At 34.9% G+C, this 21,080-nt stretch carries 23 protein-coding genes and 1 other RNA gene; 11 read left to right on the top strand and 13 right to left on the bottom strand.

Features of this window, described 5'->3' with window-relative positions:
- Positions 1 to 10 precede the first annotated feature (10 nt).
- Genes EL260_RS20845 through EL260_RS20835 form a run of 3 tightly spaced genes read right to left on the bottom strand, consistent with a single transcriptional unit; the run spans position 11 to position 2,859 of the window.
- Complete coding sequence (locus EL260_RS20845) at positions 11 to 424, bottom strand: hypothetical protein (RefSeq protein ID WP_123857431.1); 414 nt, start codon at positions 422 to 424, stop codon at positions 11 to 13.
- Between the two features lie 4 nt (positions 425 to 428).
- The gene (locus EL260_RS20840) at positions 429 to 812 is read right to left on the bottom strand and encodes a hypothetical protein (protein WP_123857430.1); all 384 of its coding nucleotides are present in this window, start codon (positions 810 to 812) and stop codon (positions 429 to 431) included.
- A gap of 28 nt (positions 813 to 840) precedes the next feature.
- Entirely contained in the window at positions 841 to 2,859 is a 2,019-nt protein-coding gene (locus tag EL260_RS20835) for a M3 family metallopeptidase (RefSeq protein ID WP_123857429.1), read from the bottom strand.
- A gap of 215 nt (positions 2,860 to 3,074) precedes the next feature.
- Here EL260_RS20835 and EL260_RS20830 point away from each other — a divergent pair, with 215 nt between their 5' ends.
- Positions 3,075 to 3,599, top strand: coding sequence for an SRPBCC family protein (locus EL260_RS20830; RefSeq protein WP_123857428.1), 525 nt, complete (start codon positions 3,075 to 3,077; stop codon positions 3,597 to 3,599).
- 36 nt (positions 3,600 to 3,635) lie between these two features.
- Here the strand turns inward: EL260_RS20830 and EL260_RS20825 are convergent, their stop codons facing one another.
- Positions 3,636 to 3,998, bottom strand: a complete 363-nt coding sequence (locus EL260_RS20825) for a DUF805 domain-containing protein (RefSeq protein WP_123857427.1) — start codon at positions 3,996 to 3,998, stop codon at positions 3,636 to 3,638.
- Between the two features lie 130 nt (positions 3,999 to 4,128).
- Here EL260_RS20825 and EL260_RS20820 point away from each other — a divergent pair, with 130 nt between their 5' ends.
- From EL260_RS20820 to rimM, 4 genes are all read left to right on the top strand, one after another.
- Positions 4,129 to 4,578 carry a hypothetical protein gene (locus tag EL260_RS20820; protein WP_123857426.1) on the top strand — a complete coding sequence of 150 codons (450 nt, stop codon included), beginning with the start codon at positions 4,129 to 4,131 and terminating at the stop codon, positions 4,576 to 4,578.
- A gap of 272 nt (positions 4,579 to 4,850) precedes the next feature.
- Positions 4,851 to 5,360: a nitroreductase family protein gene (locus EL260_RS20815; protein WP_123857425.1), complete on the top strand. Its 510-nt coding sequence runs from the start codon at positions 4,851 to 4,853 to the stop codon at positions 5,358 to 5,360.
- Positions 5,361 to 5,543: 183 nt separating this feature from the next.
- Complete coding sequence (locus EL260_RS20810) at positions 5,544 to 6,098, top strand: 30S ribosomal protein S16 (RefSeq protein WP_123857424.1); 555 nt, start codon at positions 5,544 to 5,546, stop codon at positions 6,096 to 6,098.
- A gap of 14 nt (positions 6,099 to 6,112) precedes the next feature.
- Positions 6,113 to 6,655: a ribosome maturation factor RimM gene (gene rimM / locus EL260_RS20805; protein ID WP_123857423.1), complete on the top strand. Its 543-nt coding sequence runs from the start codon at positions 6,113 to 6,115 to the stop codon at positions 6,653 to 6,655.
- A gap of 57 nt (positions 6,656 to 6,712) precedes the next feature.
- On the opposite strand, the gene EL260_RS20800 is transcribed toward rimM, so the two are convergent.
- The 5 genes from EL260_RS20800 to EL260_RS20780 all read right to left on the bottom strand — a co-directional run bounded on the left by EL260_RS20800 (position 6,713) and on the right by EL260_RS20780 (position 12,158).
- Positions 6,713 to 8,365 (bottom strand): serine hydrolase domain-containing protein, encoded by a 1,653-nt coding sequence (locus EL260_RS20800; protein WP_123857422.1) that lies wholly within the window; start codon positions 8,363 to 8,365, stop codon positions 6,713 to 6,715.
- An 85-nt stretch (positions 8,366 to 8,450) separates the two neighbouring features.
- Positions 8,451 to 9,365 carry a helix-turn-helix domain-containing protein gene (locus EL260_RS20795; RefSeq protein WP_123857421.1) on the bottom strand — a complete coding sequence of 305 codons (915 nt, stop codon included), beginning with the start codon at positions 9,363 to 9,365 and terminating at the stop codon, positions 8,451 to 8,453.
- Between the two features lie 100 nt (positions 9,366 to 9,465).
- Positions 9,466 to 10,305 (bottom strand): SDR family NAD(P)-dependent oxidoreductase, encoded by an 840-nt coding sequence (locus tag EL260_RS20790; RefSeq protein WP_123857420.1) that lies wholly within the window; start codon positions 10,303 to 10,305, stop codon positions 9,466 to 9,468.
- Positions 10,306 to 10,425: 120 nt separating this feature from the next.
- Positions 10,426 to 11,232, bottom strand: coding sequence for an AraC family transcriptional regulator (locus tag EL260_RS20785; protein WP_123857419.1), 807 nt, complete (start codon positions 11,230 to 11,232; stop codon positions 10,426 to 10,428).
- Complete coding sequence (locus EL260_RS20780; RefSeq protein ID WP_123857418.1) at positions 11,229 to 12,158, bottom strand: helix-turn-helix domain-containing protein; 930 nt, start codon at positions 12,156 to 12,158, stop codon at positions 11,229 to 11,231. Before EL260_RS20780 ends, EL260_RS20785 begins: the two co-directional genes overlap by 4 nt.
- A 174-nt stretch (positions 12,159 to 12,332) precedes the next feature.
- Between EL260_RS20780 and EL260_RS20775 the strand changes: the two genes are divergently transcribed.
- The 5 genes from EL260_RS20775 (at position 12,333) to rpoN (ending at position 17,433) form a co-directional block, all read left to right on the top strand.
- Complete coding sequence (locus EL260_RS20775) at positions 12,333 to 12,980, top strand: LA_2272 family surface repeat-containing protein (protein WP_123857417.1); 648 nt, start codon at positions 12,333 to 12,335, stop codon at positions 12,978 to 12,980.
- Positions 12,977 to 13,639 (top strand): LA_2272 family surface repeat-containing protein, encoded by a 663-nt coding sequence (locus tag EL260_RS20770; protein WP_123857416.1) that lies wholly within the window; start codon positions 12,977 to 12,979, stop codon positions 13,637 to 13,639. Before EL260_RS20775 ends, EL260_RS20770 begins: the two co-directional genes overlap by 4 nt.
- Positions 13,640 to 13,650: 11 nt before the next feature.
- On the top strand, positions 13,651 to 14,250 hold the full coding sequence (locus EL260_RS20765) for a CDP-alcohol phosphatidyltransferase family protein (protein WP_123857415.1): 600 nt from the start codon (positions 13,651 to 13,653) through the stop codon (positions 14,248 to 14,250).
- Positions 14,251 to 14,361: 111 nt separating this feature from the next.
- Positions 14,362 to 15,810, top strand: a complete 1,449-nt coding sequence (gene asnS, locus EL260_RS20760) for an asparagine--tRNA ligase (RefSeq protein ID WP_123857414.1) — start codon at positions 14,362 to 14,364, stop codon at positions 15,808 to 15,810.
- 159 nt (positions 15,811 to 15,969) lie between these two features.
- On the top strand, positions 15,970 to 17,433 hold the full coding sequence (gene rpoN, locus EL260_RS20755; protein ID WP_123857413.1) for an RNA polymerase factor sigma-54: 1,464 nt from the start codon (positions 15,970 to 15,972) through the stop codon (positions 17,431 to 17,433).
- A 43-nt stretch (positions 17,434 to 17,476) separates the two neighbouring features.
- Here rpoN and EL260_RS26285 read toward each other — a convergent pair whose 3' ends face one another.
- The 4 genes from EL260_RS26285 to EL260_RS20740 all read right to left on the bottom strand — a co-directional run bounded on the left by EL260_RS26285 (position 17,477) and on the right by EL260_RS20740 (position 20,584).
- The gene (locus tag EL260_RS26285; protein ID WP_449506066.1) at positions 17,477 to 17,641 is read right to left on the bottom strand and encodes a bacteriocin-like protein; all 165 of its coding nucleotides are present in this window, start codon (positions 17,639 to 17,641) and stop codon (positions 17,477 to 17,479) included.
- Between the two features lie 98 nt (positions 17,642 to 17,739).
- Entirely contained in the window at positions 17,740 to 19,365 is a 1,626-nt protein-coding gene (locus EL260_RS20750) for an AMP-binding protein (protein ID WP_123857412.1), read from the bottom strand.
- A gap of 60 nt (positions 19,366 to 19,425) precedes the next feature.
- A complete protein-coding gene (locus EL260_RS20745; protein WP_123857411.1) occupies positions 19,426 to 20,100 on the bottom strand; it encodes a cation-translocating P-type ATPase in 675 nt (224 codons plus the stop codon).
- Positions 20,093 to 20,584: an RNA polymerase sigma factor gene (locus EL260_RS20740; RefSeq protein ID WP_047098737.1), complete on the bottom strand. Its 492-nt coding sequence runs from the start codon at positions 20,582 to 20,584 to the stop codon at positions 20,093 to 20,095. Before EL260_RS20740 ends, EL260_RS20745 begins: the two co-directional genes overlap by 8 nt.
- A gap of 166 nt (positions 20,585 to 20,750) precedes the next feature.
- On the opposite strand from EL260_RS20740, the gene rnpB reads away from it, so the two are divergent.
- Positions 20,751 to 21,074, top strand: an RNA gene (gene rnpB, locus EL260_RS20735) — RNase P RNA component class A.
- Positions 21,075 to 21,080 lie beyond the last annotated feature (6 nt).

The raw sequence follows: 21,080 nt of genomic DNA, 5'->3' as shown, positions 1-21,080 counted from the left end.
CTTTTCTGATTTATTGAATCAATTCATTTATCGTTTTCTCCGTGTCCATCAAGTCTCCCTGAGGAATCTGATGGTTAAGATAAGTAAACAGCAAATTGGTTACCCAACTGTTTTCAATATCGTGAATATAGTAAGACGAAATTAATCCAAAGTCATCAGAAATGTACGCTGGCAGTTCAGAAGAGCTGGTAGCTTTGAAAATAGAGATAAAAATCTCTTTACGGATATGCATAACAGTATCTTCGGTTTCTTCGTCTATTTCTTTTCCATCAACTGCATGATAAGCTTTCATCCATGCATCAGAAAATTCTGAAGAATCTCTGTTATTAAGAATTTCTTCAATCTTTTCAAGGGTAATATTGACAAGAGCAGCCTTTAATGAATCATTAAAAGCTGCTTTTAATTTTTTTAATTTCTCGATCATAATTTTAATGAGATTGAGGATCAAAATAAGCTTTAAAAGTAAGCGGATTCTCAATTTTTCCCTCAGCGTCTTCCAGGTATTCTAAATATTCAGCCTGATGCTTTTCCATATAAATCATAACGATGGCCAGATTTACGAAAAGGTTTTTATCCTCCGAGCCCAGGTTTAAAGCCATTTTTAAATAATTCAGAGCCCTCTCATTTTCTCCCATGTCAGAATAAATTGCACCTATGTTGATGAGCGCAGAAGTATTCTCAGGTTCAATAAGCAGAATTTCATCTAATTCTTTCACTAAAAGATCGTTTAGTTCATCCCAATGATCTTCATTCTCCCACCTTTTCGCCTGGAGCTTTTTAACATTTTCAAGTCTTTGCGGTATGTTGCTCATTTGTTTTTAAAGTATATTTAATGATTTCTTACCCAAAAGCTCTTTTCAACAAACTCTCTACTTTCGGTTCGCTTCCTCTGAACGCTTTATACAGTTCCATAGGATCTTTAGTTCCTCCTGAAGAAAGAAGCACTTTATATTTGGCTGCAATTTCTGGATTGAAGATTCCATTTTCTTTAAAATACTGAAATGCATCAGCATCCAATACTTCTGCCCATTTGTAAGAATAATACCCTGCAGAATATCCGCCCTGGAAAATATGAGAGAAACTTGGACTCATAGCGGTTTCAGGATTGGTTGGATAAAGTGCTGTCGCTTTAGTGTATTGATCTTCAAACTCTTTTACAGTTTGATTCTCCAGCTCTGCAACTTTTGTATGATAGTTCATATCCAGTAATCCGAAACCTAATTGTCTTAAAGTCTGGTATCCTTCCATGAAGTTTTTAGACTGCTCAATCTTTTCAATTTTTTCGTCAGGAAGAACTTCTCCGGTTTTATAATGCTTGGCAAATGTTTTCAGGAACTCAGGTTCGTAACAGAAGTTTTCTAAAAACTGAGAGGGAAGTTCCACAAAATCCCATTTTACAGAAGTTCCTGATAGAGTAGGATATTGAGTGTCGGCCATCATTCCGTGGAGAGCATGTCCGAATTCGTGGAATAAAGTCGTTACTTCCTGGAAGGTCAGCAAGCTAGGGGTATCTTTTGTAGGCTTACTGAAGTTACAAACAATAGAAATATGCGGACGGGAGTTTTCTCCATTCTGCTTATATTGATTTTTATAGCTGGTCATCCATGCGCCGGCTCTTTTCCCTTTTCTTGGGAAATAATCTACGTATAATAAAGATTTATAAGTTCCGTTTTCTTTTACCTCATAGACTTTTACATCTTCGTGGTATTTTGGAATGTCATTTCTTTCTTCAAAAGTTACCCCAAACAATGTACCAGCCAGTCCGAAAACAGCATCCTGAACTTGATTTAATGAGAAATAAGGTTTCAATTCTTCATCATTAAGATCGTATTTTTCTTTACGCAATTTTTCAGCATAAAAAGCGTGATCATAACTTTGCATTTCTTCAACTCCATCGGCTTTTGCCAGAGATTTTAATTCATCAATCTCTTTGGCAGCGTAAGGAGTAGCCTTTGTTAAAAGCTCATTGAGAAAGTCAATAACCTTTGTCGGAGATTTTGCCATTCTTTCTTCCAGAACAAAATCTGCATAATTTTTATAGCCTAAAAGTTGAGCTTTCTGTTGTTTTAACTGGAGAAGCTCTTTGATGAGGTTTTGATTGTCATATTCTCCACCATCAAAAGACTTTTTACCATTCGCTAATGCCAGCTCCTTTCTCAGTTCACGGTTTTCAGCATACGTCATGAATGGGATATAGCTTGGATATTGTAACGTAACCACCCAGCCTTCAAGATTTCTTTCTTTAGCTTCTTCAGCAAATTGCTCAACAATCGCTTCCGGAATTCCGGCTAATTGTTCTTTATCTGTAATATGTTTGAAATAAGCATTGGTAGAGGCCAGTACATTTTGTCCGAATTGTAGGGATTTTATAGAAAGATCCATGCTGATCTTCTTTAATTTTTCCTTGTCTTCTTCATTCAGTAAGGCACCACTTCTTACAAAACCTTTATAGGTTTCATTTAAAAGCATTTCCTGTTCCTCATTAAGGTTATATTTTTCCTTTTCATCATATACCTTTTTGATTTTATTGAAAAGGGCTTCATTTTGAGAGATTTTGGAAGAGTATTCCGTTAAAATCGGGGAAACTTCCTGAGCAATCTGTTGGATTTCGTCACTGGTTTCAGCAGAATTTAAATTGAAAAAGATATTCGATACCACATCCAGTTGCTCACCGGAATAAGCTAATGCCTCAATAACATTTTCAAAAGTGGGTGCTTCAGGGTTGTTAACAATAGCATTGATCTCTTCTTCAGATTTTTGAATTAATTCCTTGAAAGCAGGAAGGTAATCTTCATTTTTAATGTCACCGAAAGGTGCTGAGTGATATGGTGTATTAAATTTTTCGGTTAAAATATTCATTTTTCGATTTTTAGTTGAACGTAAATGTAAGGATTCATGAGGGAATCCAAGCTGAAAGGCTCAAAAATAATGCCTGAAATCCAAGTTATGACAAAAATGCCTTATCTTTAAATAATCTTGTCCTATGCAAAGAGGGGGTGATGTCAGAATATTTAATTTTGAAAACAGATGAGAGATTCATTTTGAAATAAATAACCTTAAATATTATATAGACTATGAAAACACTCTTAAAATTTATCGGCATTATCCTTTTGCTGGTTATTGTATATGCTGTTATTGCTATGCTGGCTTTCAGCAAAGATTATCATTATGAAAAATCTATTGTCATTAATGCTCCCAAAGAAAAAGTTTGGCAATATGCAGGTTCTTTAAAAGGATATAATATGTGGGATCCTTTTTCTAAAGAAATAAAAAATATTAAAATTACTTATTCTGGCGAAGGAGATAAAATAGGAGATTCTTACCACTGGAAGGGGGAGGGTAGTGAAGGAGAGCAATCCATCATAGCCATTAGCCCTAATGAAAAATTAACTACCCAGCTTCATTTCATAAAACCTTTTGAAGGAAATGCTAAAAGTAATATGATAGTGGCTCCTGAAGGTAATGGTACAAAAGTAACCTGGATGATTGATAATGAACTGAATACCATGATGAAGATTATGAAACCCATGATGGATAGTAATATGGATAAAATGTTTGGCCAGGGACTGAATGACCTGAAAAAATTATCAGAAAAATAAAAATAGAAGCCTTGTACATTGTACAAGGCTTATTGATTAAATTTCTTTTTTACCAATCTCGTTAATCGCATTATAATTTCCTTCTCCCTTAGGATTAGGTCCGTATTCATTAGGTCCGTGGTCACTATCTGCAAATAGCATCCATAAACTATAAAAAGGGATTAGCTGAAACCATCCGGAGTTTCCTCTGTCATGACATCTTTTTGCACCTTGTGCAAGAAGAAACCAAAGAGATGGAATAAGAAGGATAAAGAAAAGCATCATAACCATTTCTGAAGGTTCCTGATTAAGCTGGAAATAAATATTGAAAGGGACATAAAATACCAGGTATATAAGATATGATAATCCATATTCTGTTCTTCTGATTCTCCCATCAAATGAAAATGGTGATTTAAACATGACTTTTAGTTTTAAAAAAGGCAAACCTAAACATATTTCTCAAAAAAGGAATATATTGAAAAGAGTAATTATAGACTAAGCCAGACAATATTATTAGAAAAATATTATCTTTATATAAAGAAACGATTGTATGGAGAAGACCGTATTTGAAAAAAGTGATATCAGAGACTTTGTAAAAAACACCATTGCAGAAAAAATTGAGAAACTTAAAAACTTCATTGAATTTACTATGGAGGCCAGTCGTGATATCAAAAAGACACCAAAATATGACAGCATGCGTGAAGAGATGCAAGAGGAAATCTATCAGATGCAACGACAGCTTGGTGCTTTAAATGATCTCAAACGAAATATGGGAAAGGTTCTGAATACTTCTACAGACCGGGTACAGCTGGGTTCCTTAGTGATTACCAATAAAGCCCGTTTCTATATTTCAGTATCATTAGGTGAATTTTTCTTTGAAGGAGATCGCTTTTACGCTATTTCTTCCGAAAGTCCCATGTCCCAAAAAATGATGGGCATGAAAGCCGGAGATGAGTTTACATTGAATAAAATACATCAGAAAATAGTGGATGTGTTGTAGGTATTTAATGTCAATAATGAATTTGCCTGGCAAGTGAATCGTAAATGGCCTGAAGCTAATGTTAGTTTTAAACTCTAAATACTGATTATCAATATTAAATCCTATTATCCACAAAACTGACAGGCAAAACGAATTGGCCATTCGCCACTGATTCTTATCCGGAAACACAATCTTTACCTTTCAAATTCCGAATCTCAAAACCTCATATCCCACATCAAAATCTTTCTCCTTTCTCCTGAATTATTAGCTCAACATGTTGTATTTTTGCTTCTATGAATAAAGCAGAAATTTTAAAAGAAATCATAGAGCAAAGAAGAAGTATTTTCCCGAAAGATTATACGGAAGCTGAAATTTCTCAGGAAGTTATTGATGAAATTTTACATTCAGCCACTTTAGCTCCCAATCATAAGCGTACTAAACCTTGGCGTTTTAAAATATTCAAAGGAGAGGAAAAGGCAAAACTGGCTTCAGAAATGCAGGCGATCTATAAAGCAACTCAGCCTGAACAATTGTTCTTAGAGAAAAAATATAATGATATTGGCTTTAAAATCAACAAGGCCAATGCCGTAGTTTCCATTATTGTTAATTTCAGTGGAATGGTTCCTGAATGGGAAGAAATTGCAGCTACTTCAATGGCTGTACAAAATATGTATCTGAGCTGTACGGCTAATAACATTGGCTGTTATTGGAGTTCTCCTACCCTTGTTAATCATTTAAAAGAATCTTTGACGATAGAAGAAAACCAGAAATGTCTGGGACTTTTTTACATGGGAAAAATATAATTAATATAATAATGTAGCGGTTTACTAATATAGTAGTGAAATTCTTACAAAAGAGAGTCAAAATATTGATACATTGTTAGATTGATAAATTGTTATATTAAATCATTGTTCAATCAGAATTTTTATCTATCTTTGCACTCTTAAATATTTAACTGGGACGAGTTCCCGTAAAATTCAAACATTATGTCAGTAAAAATCAGATTACAAAGACACGGTAAAAAAGGAAAACCTTTCTTCCACATCGTGGTTGCAGATTCTAGAGCTAGAAGAGATGGTAGATTCATCGAGAAACTAGGAACTTACAACCCAATTACTAACCCAGCAACTATCGAGTTGAACGTTGATTCTGCTGTACAGTGGTTAAACAACGGTGCTCAGCCTACTGATACTGCTAGAGCTATTTTATCTTACAAAGGTGCTCTTTACAAAAAACACTTACAAGGTGGTGTTGCTAAAGGAGCTTTTGATCAAGCTGAAGCTGAAAAAAGATTTAATGCTTGGTTAGATACTAAAGAATCTAAAGTACAAGGTAAAGTTGAAGGTTTAGCAACTGCTAAATCTGATGCTAAAAAAGCTGCTTTAGAAGCTGAAGTAAAAGTAAACGAAGCTAGAATCTCTGCTGCTGCACAAGCGGATGCTGATGCTAAAGCTGCTGAAGAAGCTGCAAATGCACCTGCTGAAGAAGTTGCTACAGAAGGAGAAGCTGCTGCTGAAACTGAAGAAAACACTGAAGCTTAAGAACATTTCCTGTTATGCGTAAAGAAGATTGCTATTTGTTGGGGAAAATAACACGCAGACACGGACTTGCGGGTAACGTTATTCTTAAATTGGATACCGACCAGCCCGAGCTTTACAATAAATTGGAATCAATATTCGTTGAAATCAACGGATTATTGGTTCCATTTTTTATTGAAAAATCATCATGGAGCAAATTAGATGCTCTGAATCTTGCATTCAAAAACTCTTCTGAAGCAATAGTAGATCAGGTTTTAGGTAAGAATGTTTACCTTCCGTTAACGACATTGCCTAAACTTTCAGGAAAGCAATTCTATTACCACGAAATCATCGGTTTTGAAATTTTTGATGAAAATGATAACAACTGTGGAGTCATCAGATCTGTAAATGATCAGACCGCACAGGTATATTTCATTACCAATCTGGATGGAAAAGAAGTGGTTATTCCTATGATCAAAGACTGGATTATTGAAGTCGACAGAGAACAAAGAACAATCAAAATGGAACTTCCTGAAGGTCTTATTGATGTATTCCTGGTTCCATCTAAGAAAGACGAATAAATTTTGTTACTATAAACAATTATTCTCTCTCATTTTCTTCCCCATTATTATCTGAAATTATTCGTTATCCATCATTAAGGCTGGGATAAGATATTCTTCCACCATTTTATCAACCTGTGAATGAGCATAGGGTTTATTATATGCTGTAGCTGTAATAACCATTACAACGGGTATATCTACAAACACAATAATCTTATTTCCACCATTCCCACTACACTGATAAGCTTCCAGATTGTTGTTTCCTATTTTATAAATTTTTCTCCAGAACAAATATCCATAGCCTTCAAAATCTTTATTATCTGTGAAGTAGTTAGTGAAAGATTTCTTTATCCAATTCGTATTTAATATCGTTTTTCCGTTCCAAACTCCCTTATTCTTATATAATTGACCGAATTTTGCGAAATCTAAAGCTCTCATTCGCAAGCCACCTGCTAAAGAAGGCTTTTGTTGAGGAGTAAACTGCCATTTATAGCTCTTGATTCCAAGAGGTTGAAATAATTTTTTATCAGCATATTCTTTCAATCCTTTAGGAAGAGATTTATCTAAAATATCACCGGTTACTACAACTCCTGCTGTAAAATAATTCCAGGCTTTCCCGATTTTATTTTCAGTCATAGGCAAGCTCAAGGCGAATTTCACCCAATTATCGGTAGGGTACATATTTTCTTCATTCCCTGGAGATTCAGAGTCCTGATCATTACCATCAAAACCCGAGCTCATTGTTAGCAGGCTTTTTATAGTAACGCTATCTTTTCGGGGTGAGTAATTTTCAAATGATTTTAGATCATAAAACTCCTTCAGGTTTTGATATTCGTTTTTAATAAAACCTTCTTGAATGGCGATTCCCATCAATGTAGAAGCAAATGTTTTTCCAACCGAACGTGTATCCTGTAAAGAGTCTCTTCTTGATCCGTTAAAATATTCTTCCAGAAGAAGCTTTTCATTTTTAATAACAACAATGCTGGTAATACTTTTGAATCTTTCTTCAGCAATTTTTGTATTCAGATTTTTGATTGTTTCAATATTTAGTTTTTCCTGAGAAACCTTCCATCCGCTGTCAGGCATGACAGGCTGAATTGCGATTTGATGTTCAGGAATATTCTGTTTAAGAACATTAAGACGGATTTGCCCTTCAGCAATAATAGATCCCGTAATAATATTTCCTGTATTCAGATAGGGACGGATTTCAATTTTTAAAATGTGATTTCCATCAGCCAGCGCATCAATTCCGTCATGCCCTCTATAAAAACGCATCCATAAGTACCTTCCCCATGAATCTTCATTCTTACTGCTGAGAAAGGGAATTCTTACTGTGGTCTTTATTTTTTTATTTTCTGAAGTTCCGGCCCCTGTATTAAGATTTTCTTTATAGACCAGTGTTCCGTCAACATAAAATGAGAATTGAAAGTTTCCTTTTTTGAGGAGTTCATCCACAGTCCAATTAGGTCTAAGCTTATGAAGGTAGTTGATCAAAGAATTGTCAAAAAAAGCATGAATACCAAGATCTCCGCTTTCCTGAAACACTGAAGAAGTAATAATATCTGAATCTTTAAGGTTTTCAAGTGAAACAGCTTTGTTCAAAAATACAATTTTCCCGGAATATTTTTTCTGAATCGGATTCTCAATTTTTTCAGGATTAATTATATTTTTGCTTTGCCCCTGGTAAAGGTAGAAGGTAAAAATAAAAATCAATAATAGAACTGTTCTCATGGCAAGAAGTATTTGAACAAAAATAGTAAACTTCTTTACAGTAAAATAGAATGAGATTAACATTGCTATTTTGTCATCATGTATTCTAATTGAACAGCTTTCTAAACTCTCCCGGTGACTGATTCGTTTTTTGTTTAAAAAGTTTACTGAAAGACTGCGGGTGTTCAAAACCGAGTTCATAAGCAATTTCACTCACGGATAAACTTGTAGTGCTTAAACGTTCTTTCGCAGAATCAATTAATTTATTCTGAATATGCTGTTGTGTGTTTTGCTGAGTATGAAGACGAAGTAGTGTTCCAAGGTAATTGGGTGAAATATTCATCTGTTCAGCTATACATTTCACAGAGGGAATTCCATTTTCTATGAGGTTTCCGTTTTCAAAATATACCGAGAGAATTTCTTCAAATTTATGAAGCAATTCATGACTTGATTTTTTTCTGGTAAAAAACTGACGCTCATAAAAACGGTCAGAATAAATTAATAATAATTCAATCTGTGCAATAATAAGTTCCTGGGTAAATTTATCAATATTTGACTGATATTCACGCTCAATATTTTTAAGAACTTCAACAATAATCTTCTCTTCTTTATCTGAAAGAAAAAGGGCTTCTTTCACCTGGTAACTAAAAAAATCGTAAGATTTTATTTTTTTGGTTAATGACGTATTCCAAAGAAAATCAGGGTGAATCAGCAATAAGAATCCAGTAGGGTTTACCTGGATATCCTTTCTTATTTCCAGACTTAAAAACTGCTGAGGCGATACAAAGCACAATACTCCAGAATCAAAATCGTACTGCTGCTGCCCATAATTGAATTTTGGATTGACATTTTTCTTCAGCCCGATAGAATAAAAATTCTGAATCCATTTCAATTCTTCATCCTCCACAATATAATGAACTTTACTGTAGTCTATTAAACTAATAAGGGGATGTTCAGGGCTTGGAAGATTGCAGAAAGAGTGAAAATCTGCAATAGTATTAAAACGAACAGGCTGTTTCATAATAGCTAAGTTAAATATTTTTATAAAAAGTATAATGGATTGTTTCAGAATGCCTTCAGCTCCGAAATTCTGATCGGAGCTGAAGGATATCATGATAATATTAAATTGCGGTTGAAACGGTCAGGTTTTCCCATTTTTCAGCATCTTTCTTTAAGATATCAATTTTATTATTTAGCAACTCCATTGTTCCTACCCCTAATAATAAATGAACAGGAGGATTTTTCTCTTTACTGATCTGGATCAGAACATCTGCTGCTTTCACTGGATCATTAGGCTGATTACCATTAATTTCATTAAGGTGAGCCTGCTCAGAACTCCTTGCGGCTTCATAAGCCTGAATAGGATTTGATGGAGTTCTTACAGAATCTTTGTTTAAGAAATCCGTACGGAAATATCCTGGATAGACAACCGTAGCATGAATTCCAAAATCTTTTACTTCTTCAGCCAATGCTTCTGTAAATCCGGCAACAGCAAATTTTGTTGAGCAGTAAATTCCCCAACCTGGAAAATTGGCAGAATATCCACCAACAGAGGAGATATTAAAGATATTTCCTGATCTTTGCTCACGAAGATAGGGCATGGCATTTCTAATCACATTTAAGGTTCCGAAAACATTCACAGCATAATTTTTTCTTGCTTCTTCATCGGTAAGTTCTTCCAGCGTCCCGATTTGTCCGTAGCCGGCATTGTTAACAACCACATCAATTCGGCCGAAGTGTTCCACGGTTTGGTCAATGGCGGATTTTATATCGTCGTTATCTGTGATGTTGACACTTAGCGGGAGGAAATGTTCTGATGTTTCTCCAATGGTAGAAATAAGGGATTCAACGGTACGGCTAGTAGCGGCAACCTGAAATCCTTCGGATAATAATTTTTTTACCAGCTCGAATCCTAAGCCTTTTGAAGCTCCTGTCACGAACCATACTTTTCTTGTTTCCATTTTTAAATATTTTTTTGTTTAAATGATGGTACAAAGATGAAAACTTACAGGAGGGAAAATGTAGCCAAATCGGGGAATGATGTATCCAAATCGTGAATGGCGATTGTATTCGAAAAGATTTTAATGAACTTTCAGGAGATTCCTGTATTTCAAGGGAGTAATTCCTATATTTTCTTTGAAACACCGGATAAAATGACTTTGATCTGAAAAACCGCACTCCATAGCAATATCCGTTAATGAAAAAGACGAATTGAGAAGTTCCATTGATTTATTAATCTTTAATTTTCGGAGGTATTCTCCCAGATTGCAATGGAAATATTTATGAAAATCTCTGCTTAAATGGATAGGGTGGATATTCAATGTTTTAGAAAGTTCGGTGAGGCTCAGGGTCTCAGCAGCGTTTTCATGTAAGATTTCATTAATTTGGCCCACCCAAAGTGGTTTTGCTTCTTTGATTTCCTTCTCATGGGTTAATTGGCTGAAAAGATTCAGTAATAGCTGATTGACTGCGATTTCGAGAGATGTATCATTGGTTTTTATTTCTTTAAAAACCTGATATATCAATAATTTGAACGCTGGATTTTTTATATTGAAACTGCCTTCAACTTTGTTTTTTTGAACATCAAACTGTTCAAACCAATTTTGAGTGAATTCTATGTGGAAGCCTCTGGTAAAAACATCCGGTTTAATATTATAATGCGGATCTTCCCAATGATGATACAATAGTGTTCCGGCTGAGCATCCGTAAGTTTCTTTTTTGTTTCCTTCTGTCATATTACCCTGCAGGAGAAAAGTAAAGTAAGCATTTTCGTGATAATGCCAGTCTACATAAGAATGGGTATATTCCGTATCTGTGATAGTGAATCCTTCTAGATTGACTATTTGATTGGTTTCTCCGAAATATTCTCCGCTACGAAGAGTGTTCATGATATATTTTGTTTTAATTGATCAATCTGTTCGTACATTGTATTAAAGAACATTTTCCTTTCCCGGTTTCCGGATTCATTCAGTGATCTTGAATTCTTGATCTGATGTTCGAAATAGCTCAATGAATCTTCACAGGTTATTGCATCATTCGTCATCATATATCCGAACATACTGAACGGAATAAAAAAGGAACATTGCTGTTCGTTTTTAAATAAAATACTGTTGTTTAAAATCACCAGATCATTGATGTAAATCTGAAAATTAGATTTTTCCAGCGTTTTATTTTCCAGTTTCATCAACAGGTTTTTAAGATCTTCAAGAATCAATTCAATATCATTGTTATTCAGTAACTTCATTTCAGAATAAAATTTGATTTGCCTTAATGCACTCATTATTGTTGTGTCATTCCAGATCTCCGTTACATTCTGTTTATCATATAAATCTCTTAGCATTTCATTTTTTACGGAATGATATTGCATATTAAAATCCTGAAAAGGACTTAAAAACTTATCCTGATTCAATAAGTTCATCCATACATAAAACTTAAAACGAGATAAAACAGAATCTGAAATTGTGTAGAAGAACGGAATATCCTTGGCGGAATAATAAACCTTTGAGTTGGTGACATCTTGAAAAACATTCAGAATCTTAAGAGAATTTTCAAAATAATTTAAAAGATCATCAGTAGTCCTTACCGGCTGTGTTCTCTGAACCACCAATTGATTATCTGTTCCTAGGAACTGATCTAATGATATCTGGTAATACTTGGCGAGTTCAAGGGCTTCCTCAAAACTGAATTTGGCCTTCAGTGAAGTCCGCCGATGGGCAGCATCATAGCTGATATTAAGAATATTAGCAATCTCATCATTCAACGATGTGTCACCTATCTTTCTTCGGATTTCCTTTAATAAAGCTTCCTGATGCATGGCTTGTGATTTTCACAAATGTAATATTTTTTGAGAGTAAAAAGCCTTTTTGATAACATCTTATCCTTATGTTTTGCGATTTTCACAAATAGGATGAATTTTTTAATTTTTTTTCACATTCATTCCTGGGCTTTCGGCTGATAATTTTGAAATATAATTTTAAAATCATAAGCTATGAAAGCACAATTTTTTTTAATAACAATGCTTTTATTCAACAGTCTGTGCTATGCTTCAGACACAATAAGAGTAGATTCTTTAAAACATAAAGTTATTGGATTTTCACCTTCGAAAAATACCAGAAATATCAATGGAGTTTTGCTTAAATACTTTGATCAGGAAGATGGATTTACTCCTAAAAAAGTAAATGGATTGGGAATGGGTTTTAATCCATTAGGGTTATTTTTTCCTGCATTACTCGTTGTGTATTTACCCAGCGCAGACCGATGGAGTCTGAACAATGATTATGGTGTTATTCCAGAAAATAAAATGAATAAAATTAATGGAGTTCAGTTGTCATTGATCAATATGGAACCTACAGTAACCAATGGTTTGGAGATTAATATTTCAAGTAATATCAATACTTATGCCGTAACAAATGGAATAGCTGTTTCTCCCATTCTTAATTTTCATCATGAAATAAAAGGAGTTTCTGTGGCACCATTGGCTAATGTGGGACAGAAATGCCGCGGTCTTCAGATCGGTCTTTATAACAGCTGCAAAGATTTCCGTGGGCTCCAGATTGGGGCGTGGAATGAAAATGGAAAACGAAAGTTACCCTTTATTAACTGGAATTTTAAGAAACAAGAAAATAAAAACTTATGAAAACAAAAATTTTAGTGATCTGCTTCTTTTTATTACAAAAAGCAATATATGCACAGGACTCACTGACAGCAGTAAAAAGTAAAATAATTTCCCTGACCCCTTTGAGCGCAAAAATAAAAGAAGTAAATGGGATAGCTATAGGGTTGGGAGGAAGCTTATTCGAAAACCACGCAGGACAAACTCAGAAAATCAATGGTTTAAATCTAGAACCTAACCCGTTAGGAATTCTAATGTGGATGTTTACTGATCCAGCTAAACAAAGAGATGATGGGACTCTTCTCATTGTAAACGGACTTACAGTTTCTACTGCGGGATATGGGAAAAAAGTAATTCATCACGGAACATCCGTTTCTCTTTATAATTATGGGAAAAAAGTAAGCGGAATTTCAGTAGCTGGATGGGCAAATTCTTTAGACCAAGGGAATGGAGTTTTAATTTCTGTAATGGGAAATGATCTGGCCACCATGAGGGGTTTAAGTGTATCAGCTTTTAATACTTCGGAGAAAATGCAAGGACTGCAGATAGGAATTCATAATTATTCAAATGAAATGAAAGGAGTTCAAATAGGTATTATTAACAAATCTAAAAAAATGAAAGGGCTGCAGATTGGAATATGGAACAAAAATGATAGGAGAAGTTTGCCCTTTATTAATTTTTAAAAATAATCGTCATGAAAAATATACCTTATCTATTGATCTTGTCCCGTTTTATGACAGCCTTTGTGATTCTGTATCTGGGATATTATGTAGGAGAATCCGCTCGTCAACCTATTCTGATTCTAATGTATTTTGGATTGTTTACTGATATTTTTGATGGAATTATTGCCCGTAAAACCGGTATTTCTTCAGAAAAATTAAGACGAATGGACAGTCAGACCGATCTTGTTTTCTGGCTTTCATTGGGATTTGCTTCTTATTTCCTAAACCCGGATCTGATTATTAATGAATGGAAAAGTATTCTTTTGATTTTTATTATGGAAGCATTGTGTTATATTATAAGTATCTGGAAATTTGGAAAGGAAACTTGTACTCATGCTATTTTGGCTAAAATGTGGGGATTAAGCCTTTTGTTAGCCTTTACCTATCTGATAGCCTTTCAGAAAGCAGGCTGGACCTTTGATCTGGCAGTAATCTTAGGATTGATTTCTCATATAGATGTTATTCTGATTATTATGTTCCTTCCCCAGTGGCAATATGATGTTCCCAGTTGTTATCATGCCCTGAAAATCAGGAAAGGAAAGGAAAGAAAAAAGAGCATTTTCTTCAACTGAAGCATTAAATAATTGATAAATGATTTTTAAAGACGGCGCAATCATCAAGTTGCGCCGTTTTTTTGTAACTTTGCAACCATTAATTTTTAGACAAAAATTTATTATCAACAAATGAAAAAGCAAACGATCAAAGAAATCCTAAAGGATTACAAGAAAGTATTACATCATGACATTACAGTTTACGGATGGGTAAGATCATTCCGTGCTAATCGCTTTATTGCACTTAATGATGGTTCTACGATTAATAATTTGCAGATAGTTGTTGATTTCGAAAATTTTGATGAAGAGATCATCAAGAATATTAGCACAGCTTCTTCTCTTAAAGTAGTAGGTGAAGTAGTGGAAAGCCAGGGAGCAGGACAATCTGTTGAAATTGTTGCTAAAAAGATTATTGTGTTAGGAGATAACTTTACAGAAGAACTTCAAAGTACAATTCTTCAGCCTAAAAAGCATAGTTTAGAAAAGCTACGTGAGCAGGCACATTTAAGATTCAGAACCAACTTGTTTGGAGCTGTTTTCAGAGTGCGCCATGCAGTAAGTTTTGCTGTTCACTCATTCTTCAACCAAAACCAGTTTTTCTATATCAATACTCCGGTTATTACAGGAGCCGATGCTGAAGGAGCGGGAGAAATGTTCGGAGTTACCAACTTCGACCTGAACAATATGCCAAGAACTGAAGAGGGAGATATTGATTTCGCACAGGATTTCTTCGGAAAAAAAACAAACCTTACAGTTTCAGGACAGCTTGAAGGGGAAACAGCAGCAATGGGATTAGGAAGAATTTATACTTTCGGACCTACTTTCCGTGCAGAGAATTCAAATACAACAAGACACCTTGCCGAGTTCTGGATGATTGAGCCGGAAGTTGCTTTCAATAACCTTGAAGATAATATTGATCTTGCAGAGGATTTCTTAAAATATGTAATCCAGTATGTATTGGATCACTGTAAAGACGATCTTGAGTTTTTAGATAACCGTTTTGCCGAAGAACAAAAGACAAAGCCGGAAAAAGAAAGAGCAAAAGAAGGTCTTATTGAGAAGCTTGAAAATGTAATTGCTAAACGTTTTAAGCGTGTAAGCTATACAGAGGCTATCGAGATTTTAATGAACTCAAAGGAGAACAAAAAAGGAAAATTTACCTACCCTGTTGAAAGCTGGGGGACAGATCTTCAGTCTGAGCACGAAAGATTTTTGGTTGAAAAACATTTTGAATGCCCGGTTGTATTATTCGATTATCCGAAAGAAATCAAGGCTTTCTATATGAAGCTGAACGAAGACAACAAAACCGTTGCTGCAATGGATGTTCTTTTCCCAGGTATCGGTGAAATCATCGGTGGATCTGAAAGAGAAGCAAGATTAGACGTTTTAAAACAGAAAATGGCAGATATGCATGTAGATGAACACGAACTTTGGTGGTATTTAGATACTAGAAAATTCGGTTCTGTACCACATGCAGGTTTCGGTTTAGGATTAGAAAGGTTAGTTCTTTTTGTAACAGGAATGACGAATATCAGAGACGTAATTCCTTTCCCAAGGACGCCGAAAAGCGCTGAATTTTAGAGTTATAAAAAAAGCCTTAATCATCAAGATAAGGCTTTTTTTATTTTTCAATAGTTTATTATATAAAAAGTATAAAGCAAAAATCATGCTAAATGTATTTTTTATCAAATAAATTTATTAAATTCGTAGAATATGTTATGTTAAAACGCCAATATTAATATGCTTAAACAACACTTACAACTCAAATTAGGACAAAAGCTGGCTCCTCAGCAGATCCAGTTAATGAAGCTTATTCAGCTTCATACTCTTGAATTTGAAGAGGAGTTGGAGAGAGAGTTAGAAGAAAACCCTGCTTTGGAAATTGTAAAGGAGGATTCTAAGGAAGATGATTATTCTTCCCTGGAAGATGCGTATCAGGATGAGGGTACAGAAAGTATTGAAACAGATTTCGACGTTAATGAATATCTTTATGACGACGAACCAAACTATAAAACCGCGTCCAGCAACTACTCTCCGGATGATGAAGAATTTGATAATGAAAGTCTTTTAACTGAAGGACAGTCATTATATGATTATTTGAGAGAACAGATTCACCTGGTTAATATCAGTGAAGAAGATCTGAAGATTGCAGAATACCTGATCGGTAACCTTGATACAGATGGATATTTGAGAAGAGAGATCAAATCTATCGTAGATGATCTTGCTTTCTCACAAGGAATTTATACGACTAAAGAAAGAGTGGATGACATCCTTGAAAATTATGTTCAGAAGCTGGATCCGCCAGGAGTAGGAGCAAGAGGCCTTCAGGAATGTTTATTATTACAGATCGAAAAGAAAGTAAGTTCTGATAAAGCCGTTTCTTTAGCAGCCAATATCCTGAGATACCAGTTTGATGCTTTAACGAATAAGCATTATAATAAGATTATCCAAAAATATGATATTGAGGAAGAAGATCTGAAAGATGCATTGGAAGAAATTTCAAAACTGTCCCCAAAAGTTGGAGGAAACTTTGATACCCAAACAATTACCATCAATCAGGAAATTATTCCGGATTTTGTAATTCAGGTGAAAGATGGGCTGGTAATTCCTATGCTCAACAGTAAAAATGCGCCTACTTTAAGAGTTTCTGAAGAATATAAAGATATTCTTACGACGTATTCACACGATAAGAACTCTTCTGAACATAAGCAGGCTGCTTTATTTATCAAACAAAAATTAGATGCTGCCAAATGGTATATTGATGCAATTAATCAGCGTCAGAATACTTTATTACAGACCATTACTGCTATTGTTAAGTTCCAGAAAGATTATTTTATCACGGGTGATGAGAAGTCTTTGAAGCCAATGATCTTAAAAGATGTGGCAGATATTACCGGATTTGATATTTCTACCATTTCCAGAGTGGTAAAAAGTAAATATGCAGATACCCCCAATGGAATTGTTTATCTTAAAGATCTATTCTCAGACAGTTTAACCAATGACGATGGTGAAGAGGTTTCTACTAAAGAGATCAAAACCCACCTTCAGGAAGTGATCAGCAAAGAAAATAAGAGAAAACCATTGACAGATGATGCTTTGGTAGTGATCTTAAAAGAGCAAGGTTATAATATTGCCAGAAGAACGATTGCAAAATATCGTGAACAGCTTAATATTCCTGTTGCCAGATTAAGAAAAGAACTTTAAATAAAAAAAAGCATTTCAATTTGAAATGCTTTTTTTATTGATTTTAGTCCTGTTTACATGTCATTGTGCAACAGTTAAAAGAATAATGTTTTCCTTCATTATTATCATTTAATTCAAAGCAGGCATCCGGACTAACCAGACAGAAGCAAATTTCTCCTCCTGTTACACTTTTCAACTCATTTCTTTGTAATTTTTTTAGGTTTTTCATAGTTGTTTTTAGATTTGTTGTTATTGATTAGATGTTATTAGCTTTAATATACATAATTATTTTTTGTAATTGTATTGTAAATTAATAAGTTAATAGTGCTAAATTTCTTTTAGACTGTCCAATCCTAATTCTTTCATGGAAATCTCTCTCATCTCCACTTTTCTTATCTTTCCGGAAATAGTCATTGGGAATTCATCTACAAATTTCCAGTATTTCGGAACTTTATAATGAGCAATTTTTCCTTTACAATATTCTAATAGCTCTTGTTCTGTAATTGTAAAGCCTTTTCTTACTTTTATCCAGGCCATCACTTCTTCGCCCAACCTTTCACTCGGAACTCCAATGATCTGAACATCCAGAATATGAGTGTAAGTATACAGGAAGTCTTCTATTTCTTTAGGTGAAATATTTTCTCCACCCCGGATGATAAGATCTTTAATTCTTCCAGAAATAGTAATATATCCATCTTTATCCATAACAGCCATGTCACCGGTATGCATCCATCGTGCATCATCTAATACCTTTTTTGTATTTTCAGGATCATTCCAGTATTTCAGCATAACAGAGTAGCCTCTTGTACAAAGCTCGCCATGTTCGCCGCGTTTCAGAATTTTTCCACTTTCATCAATGATTTTTATTTCAAGATGATCCTGAACGGTTCCTACTGTACTGACCTGTTTTTCCAGCGAAGTCCCAATTAAGGTTTGCGTAGATACTGGAGAAGTTTCTGTCATTCCATAGCAGATACTCATTTCTCTGATATTCATAAGGCTTTCCACTTTCTTCATGATTTCCGGTGGACATACAGAACCTGCCATGACACCGGTTCTTAAACTTGAAAAATCATAAGAATCAAAATTTTTCACCGCAAGTTCCGCAATAAACATAGTGGGGACACCATATAGGGATGTACATTTTTCATCCGAAACGGTCTTTAATGTAATATCGGGATCAAAGCTGTCATTAGGAATTACCATGCAGGCACCGTGAGCCGTACAGCATATATTTCCGATTACCATACCGAAACAGTGGTAAAACGGAACAGGAATGCATACGCGGTCTTTTTCTGTATATTTTAACCGGTTACCAATAAAATATCCGTTATTTAAAATGTTATGGTGGGAAAGAGTAACTCCTTTTGGAAATCCGGTTGTTCCTGAGGTATATTGAATATTAACAGGGTCATCAAACTGAACATGTTCTTCAAAACTATGAAGAACTTCATCAGAGATCTCCTGCCCATTATTGACGAAGGCTTCCCAGTTATCATCAAAGAAAATTTCATGTTCTAAAGTGGGGCAAACTTCCTTGGCATATTCAACCATTTCTTTATAGTTGCTGCTTTTAAAGCTTAAGGAAGAAAAGATAAAACGAACTTCCGACTGATTGAGCACGTAAGTAAGTTCATGGGTTCTGTAAGCAGGATTAATATTGACTAAAATGGTTCCGATTCTGGCAGTGGCGTACTGCAAAAGTACCCATTCATAGCGGTTAGAGGCCCAGATTCCTATTCTGTCACCGGTTTTAGCACCTAAAAATATCAATGCTTTGGCAATAGCGGTTGTTTGATTGTAGAATTCTTGATAAGTAGCTCTGTAACCCTGATGAATACAGACAAGAGCTTCTTGCTTAGGGAATTTTTCGACAGTACTTTTAAGATTTCCTCCAATGGTCTGTCCTAATAATGGAACATCAGATGCTCCATAAACGTATGATAAAGGCATAGTAAAAAGATTTGGTGAAATAAAATTAACAATAATATCTTTAACTATAGCCTATGAATGCTAATTTTCCTGAGAATCTATCTCTTTAAGTTGCTCCAGATTTTTGTCAAGCTTTTTAATGATACTTCCATATACGAGTCTGTAATAAACCCAAATCATAGATATAGCCAATAGAGTACTGATGGAAATGGCAACAATAATGACGGTAAGGTCAGAACCGGAAGGCTGTATATTTTGAGAATTTAAAGTGTAAAAGATAAAAGCTACCAATACAAAGGTAAAAGTCAGCAGTAATACAATACTAATCAATATGAAAGCATTCACTGTTTTTTTGAAACTAATAATTCTCGTAATAAGACCTTTAAGGTTTTCTTCGATCTTTATTTTACGGTAATTTTGATAAAATTTCAATACGAAATAGGCTGTAATTATTACACTCAGAATTTTAATAGCTAAATAAAAGTGGCTGAAATTGTTTTCCACTTCAGGCGCCTCATGAGTGCCCAGTTTTTCCAATATTTTACGGAATCCTTCAGATTCATCATCCTGAAAGAAGTAGAATAAGCCCAAAACGGAAAAAAACAGGAACTCAAAAACGCTGATCCAGAAAATATACTTTACATAATTACGTGATTTTCTATTCAGCATTTGACGAATCTCGCTGTTATCATATTTTGGCTGTACAGGTTGTTCCTGCCAGGTTTTCTTAAAGCTATCTAAATCAAATTCAGGCATATTTTTCCATCTGTTCTTTAAGGGTTTTCTTTAATCTGTTCATTTTCACACGTGCATTAACTTCAGTAATTCCGAGGTTTTCTGCAATGTCCTTGTAAGGCAGATCGTCAAGATACATCATGACAATGGCTCTTTCTACATTAGGAAGAGTCTTGATTACAGTATACAAAAGCGAAATCTGTTGCTGCTTTTCATCATCATCTTCCACAAAGTCCTTGTGGTTGATGTCCAGTTCATTTGTAGGAAGGCTTTTGCTTTTTTTTCTAAAGAGGGTAATGGCTGTATTAAGCGCTACACGGTACATCCATGTTGAAATTTTGGAATTTCCTTTGAAAGAATCATAACTTCTCCAGAGTTGTAAGACAATTTCCTGGAAAAGATCCTCTTCATCTTCCAGCGAATTGGTATATAAGCGCGATACTTTAATAATCAGGCCCTGATTATCTTTGATGAGCTGCGCAAATTCTTTTTCTCTGGAATCCATAGATGTATAATGGCACGAAGATAATAATAATGTGGTAATTGGGGAAGAATAATTATAGTGAAATAGTGATAGGGCAAAGAATGGGAAGAAATAACGATCAATAGGGAGGATTTGTAAATGAACCAATTCATCCTTTTCCCGTGAAATTTATGTATCTTTGCACCCGCGAGAAAATCGGCTTGTTGATTTCCCGTTTACGGGAGGTAGGAAAGTCCGGACACCATAGAGCAGCAAAGCGGATAACATCCGTCACCCGTGAGGGTAGGACAAGTGCAACAGAAAGCAAGTACAGTTCGGCTGTAGTGAAACCAGGTAAACTCTTTGCGGTGCAATGGTAAGTATATCGGTTCTTTTCAGCAATGGAAATAGGGGCGGCTCGTCCTGAAAACCGAGGGGTAATCAGCTCAAGTTTTGCAGCAATGTAAAGCGTAGATAAATAACAGGCGCTTCTTCGGAAGTACAAAATCCGGCTTATAGATTTTCTCGTGATTTTTTG

This window comes from Chryseobacterium nakagawai, assembly GCF_900637665.1.
Taxonomy (GTDB): domain Bacteria; phylum Bacteroidota; class Bacteroidia; order Flavobacteriales; family Weeksellaceae; genus Chryseobacterium; species Chryseobacterium nakagawai.
Note: the sequence above shows the minus strand (reverse complement) of the source record. Positions and strands in the feature narration are given on the sequence as shown.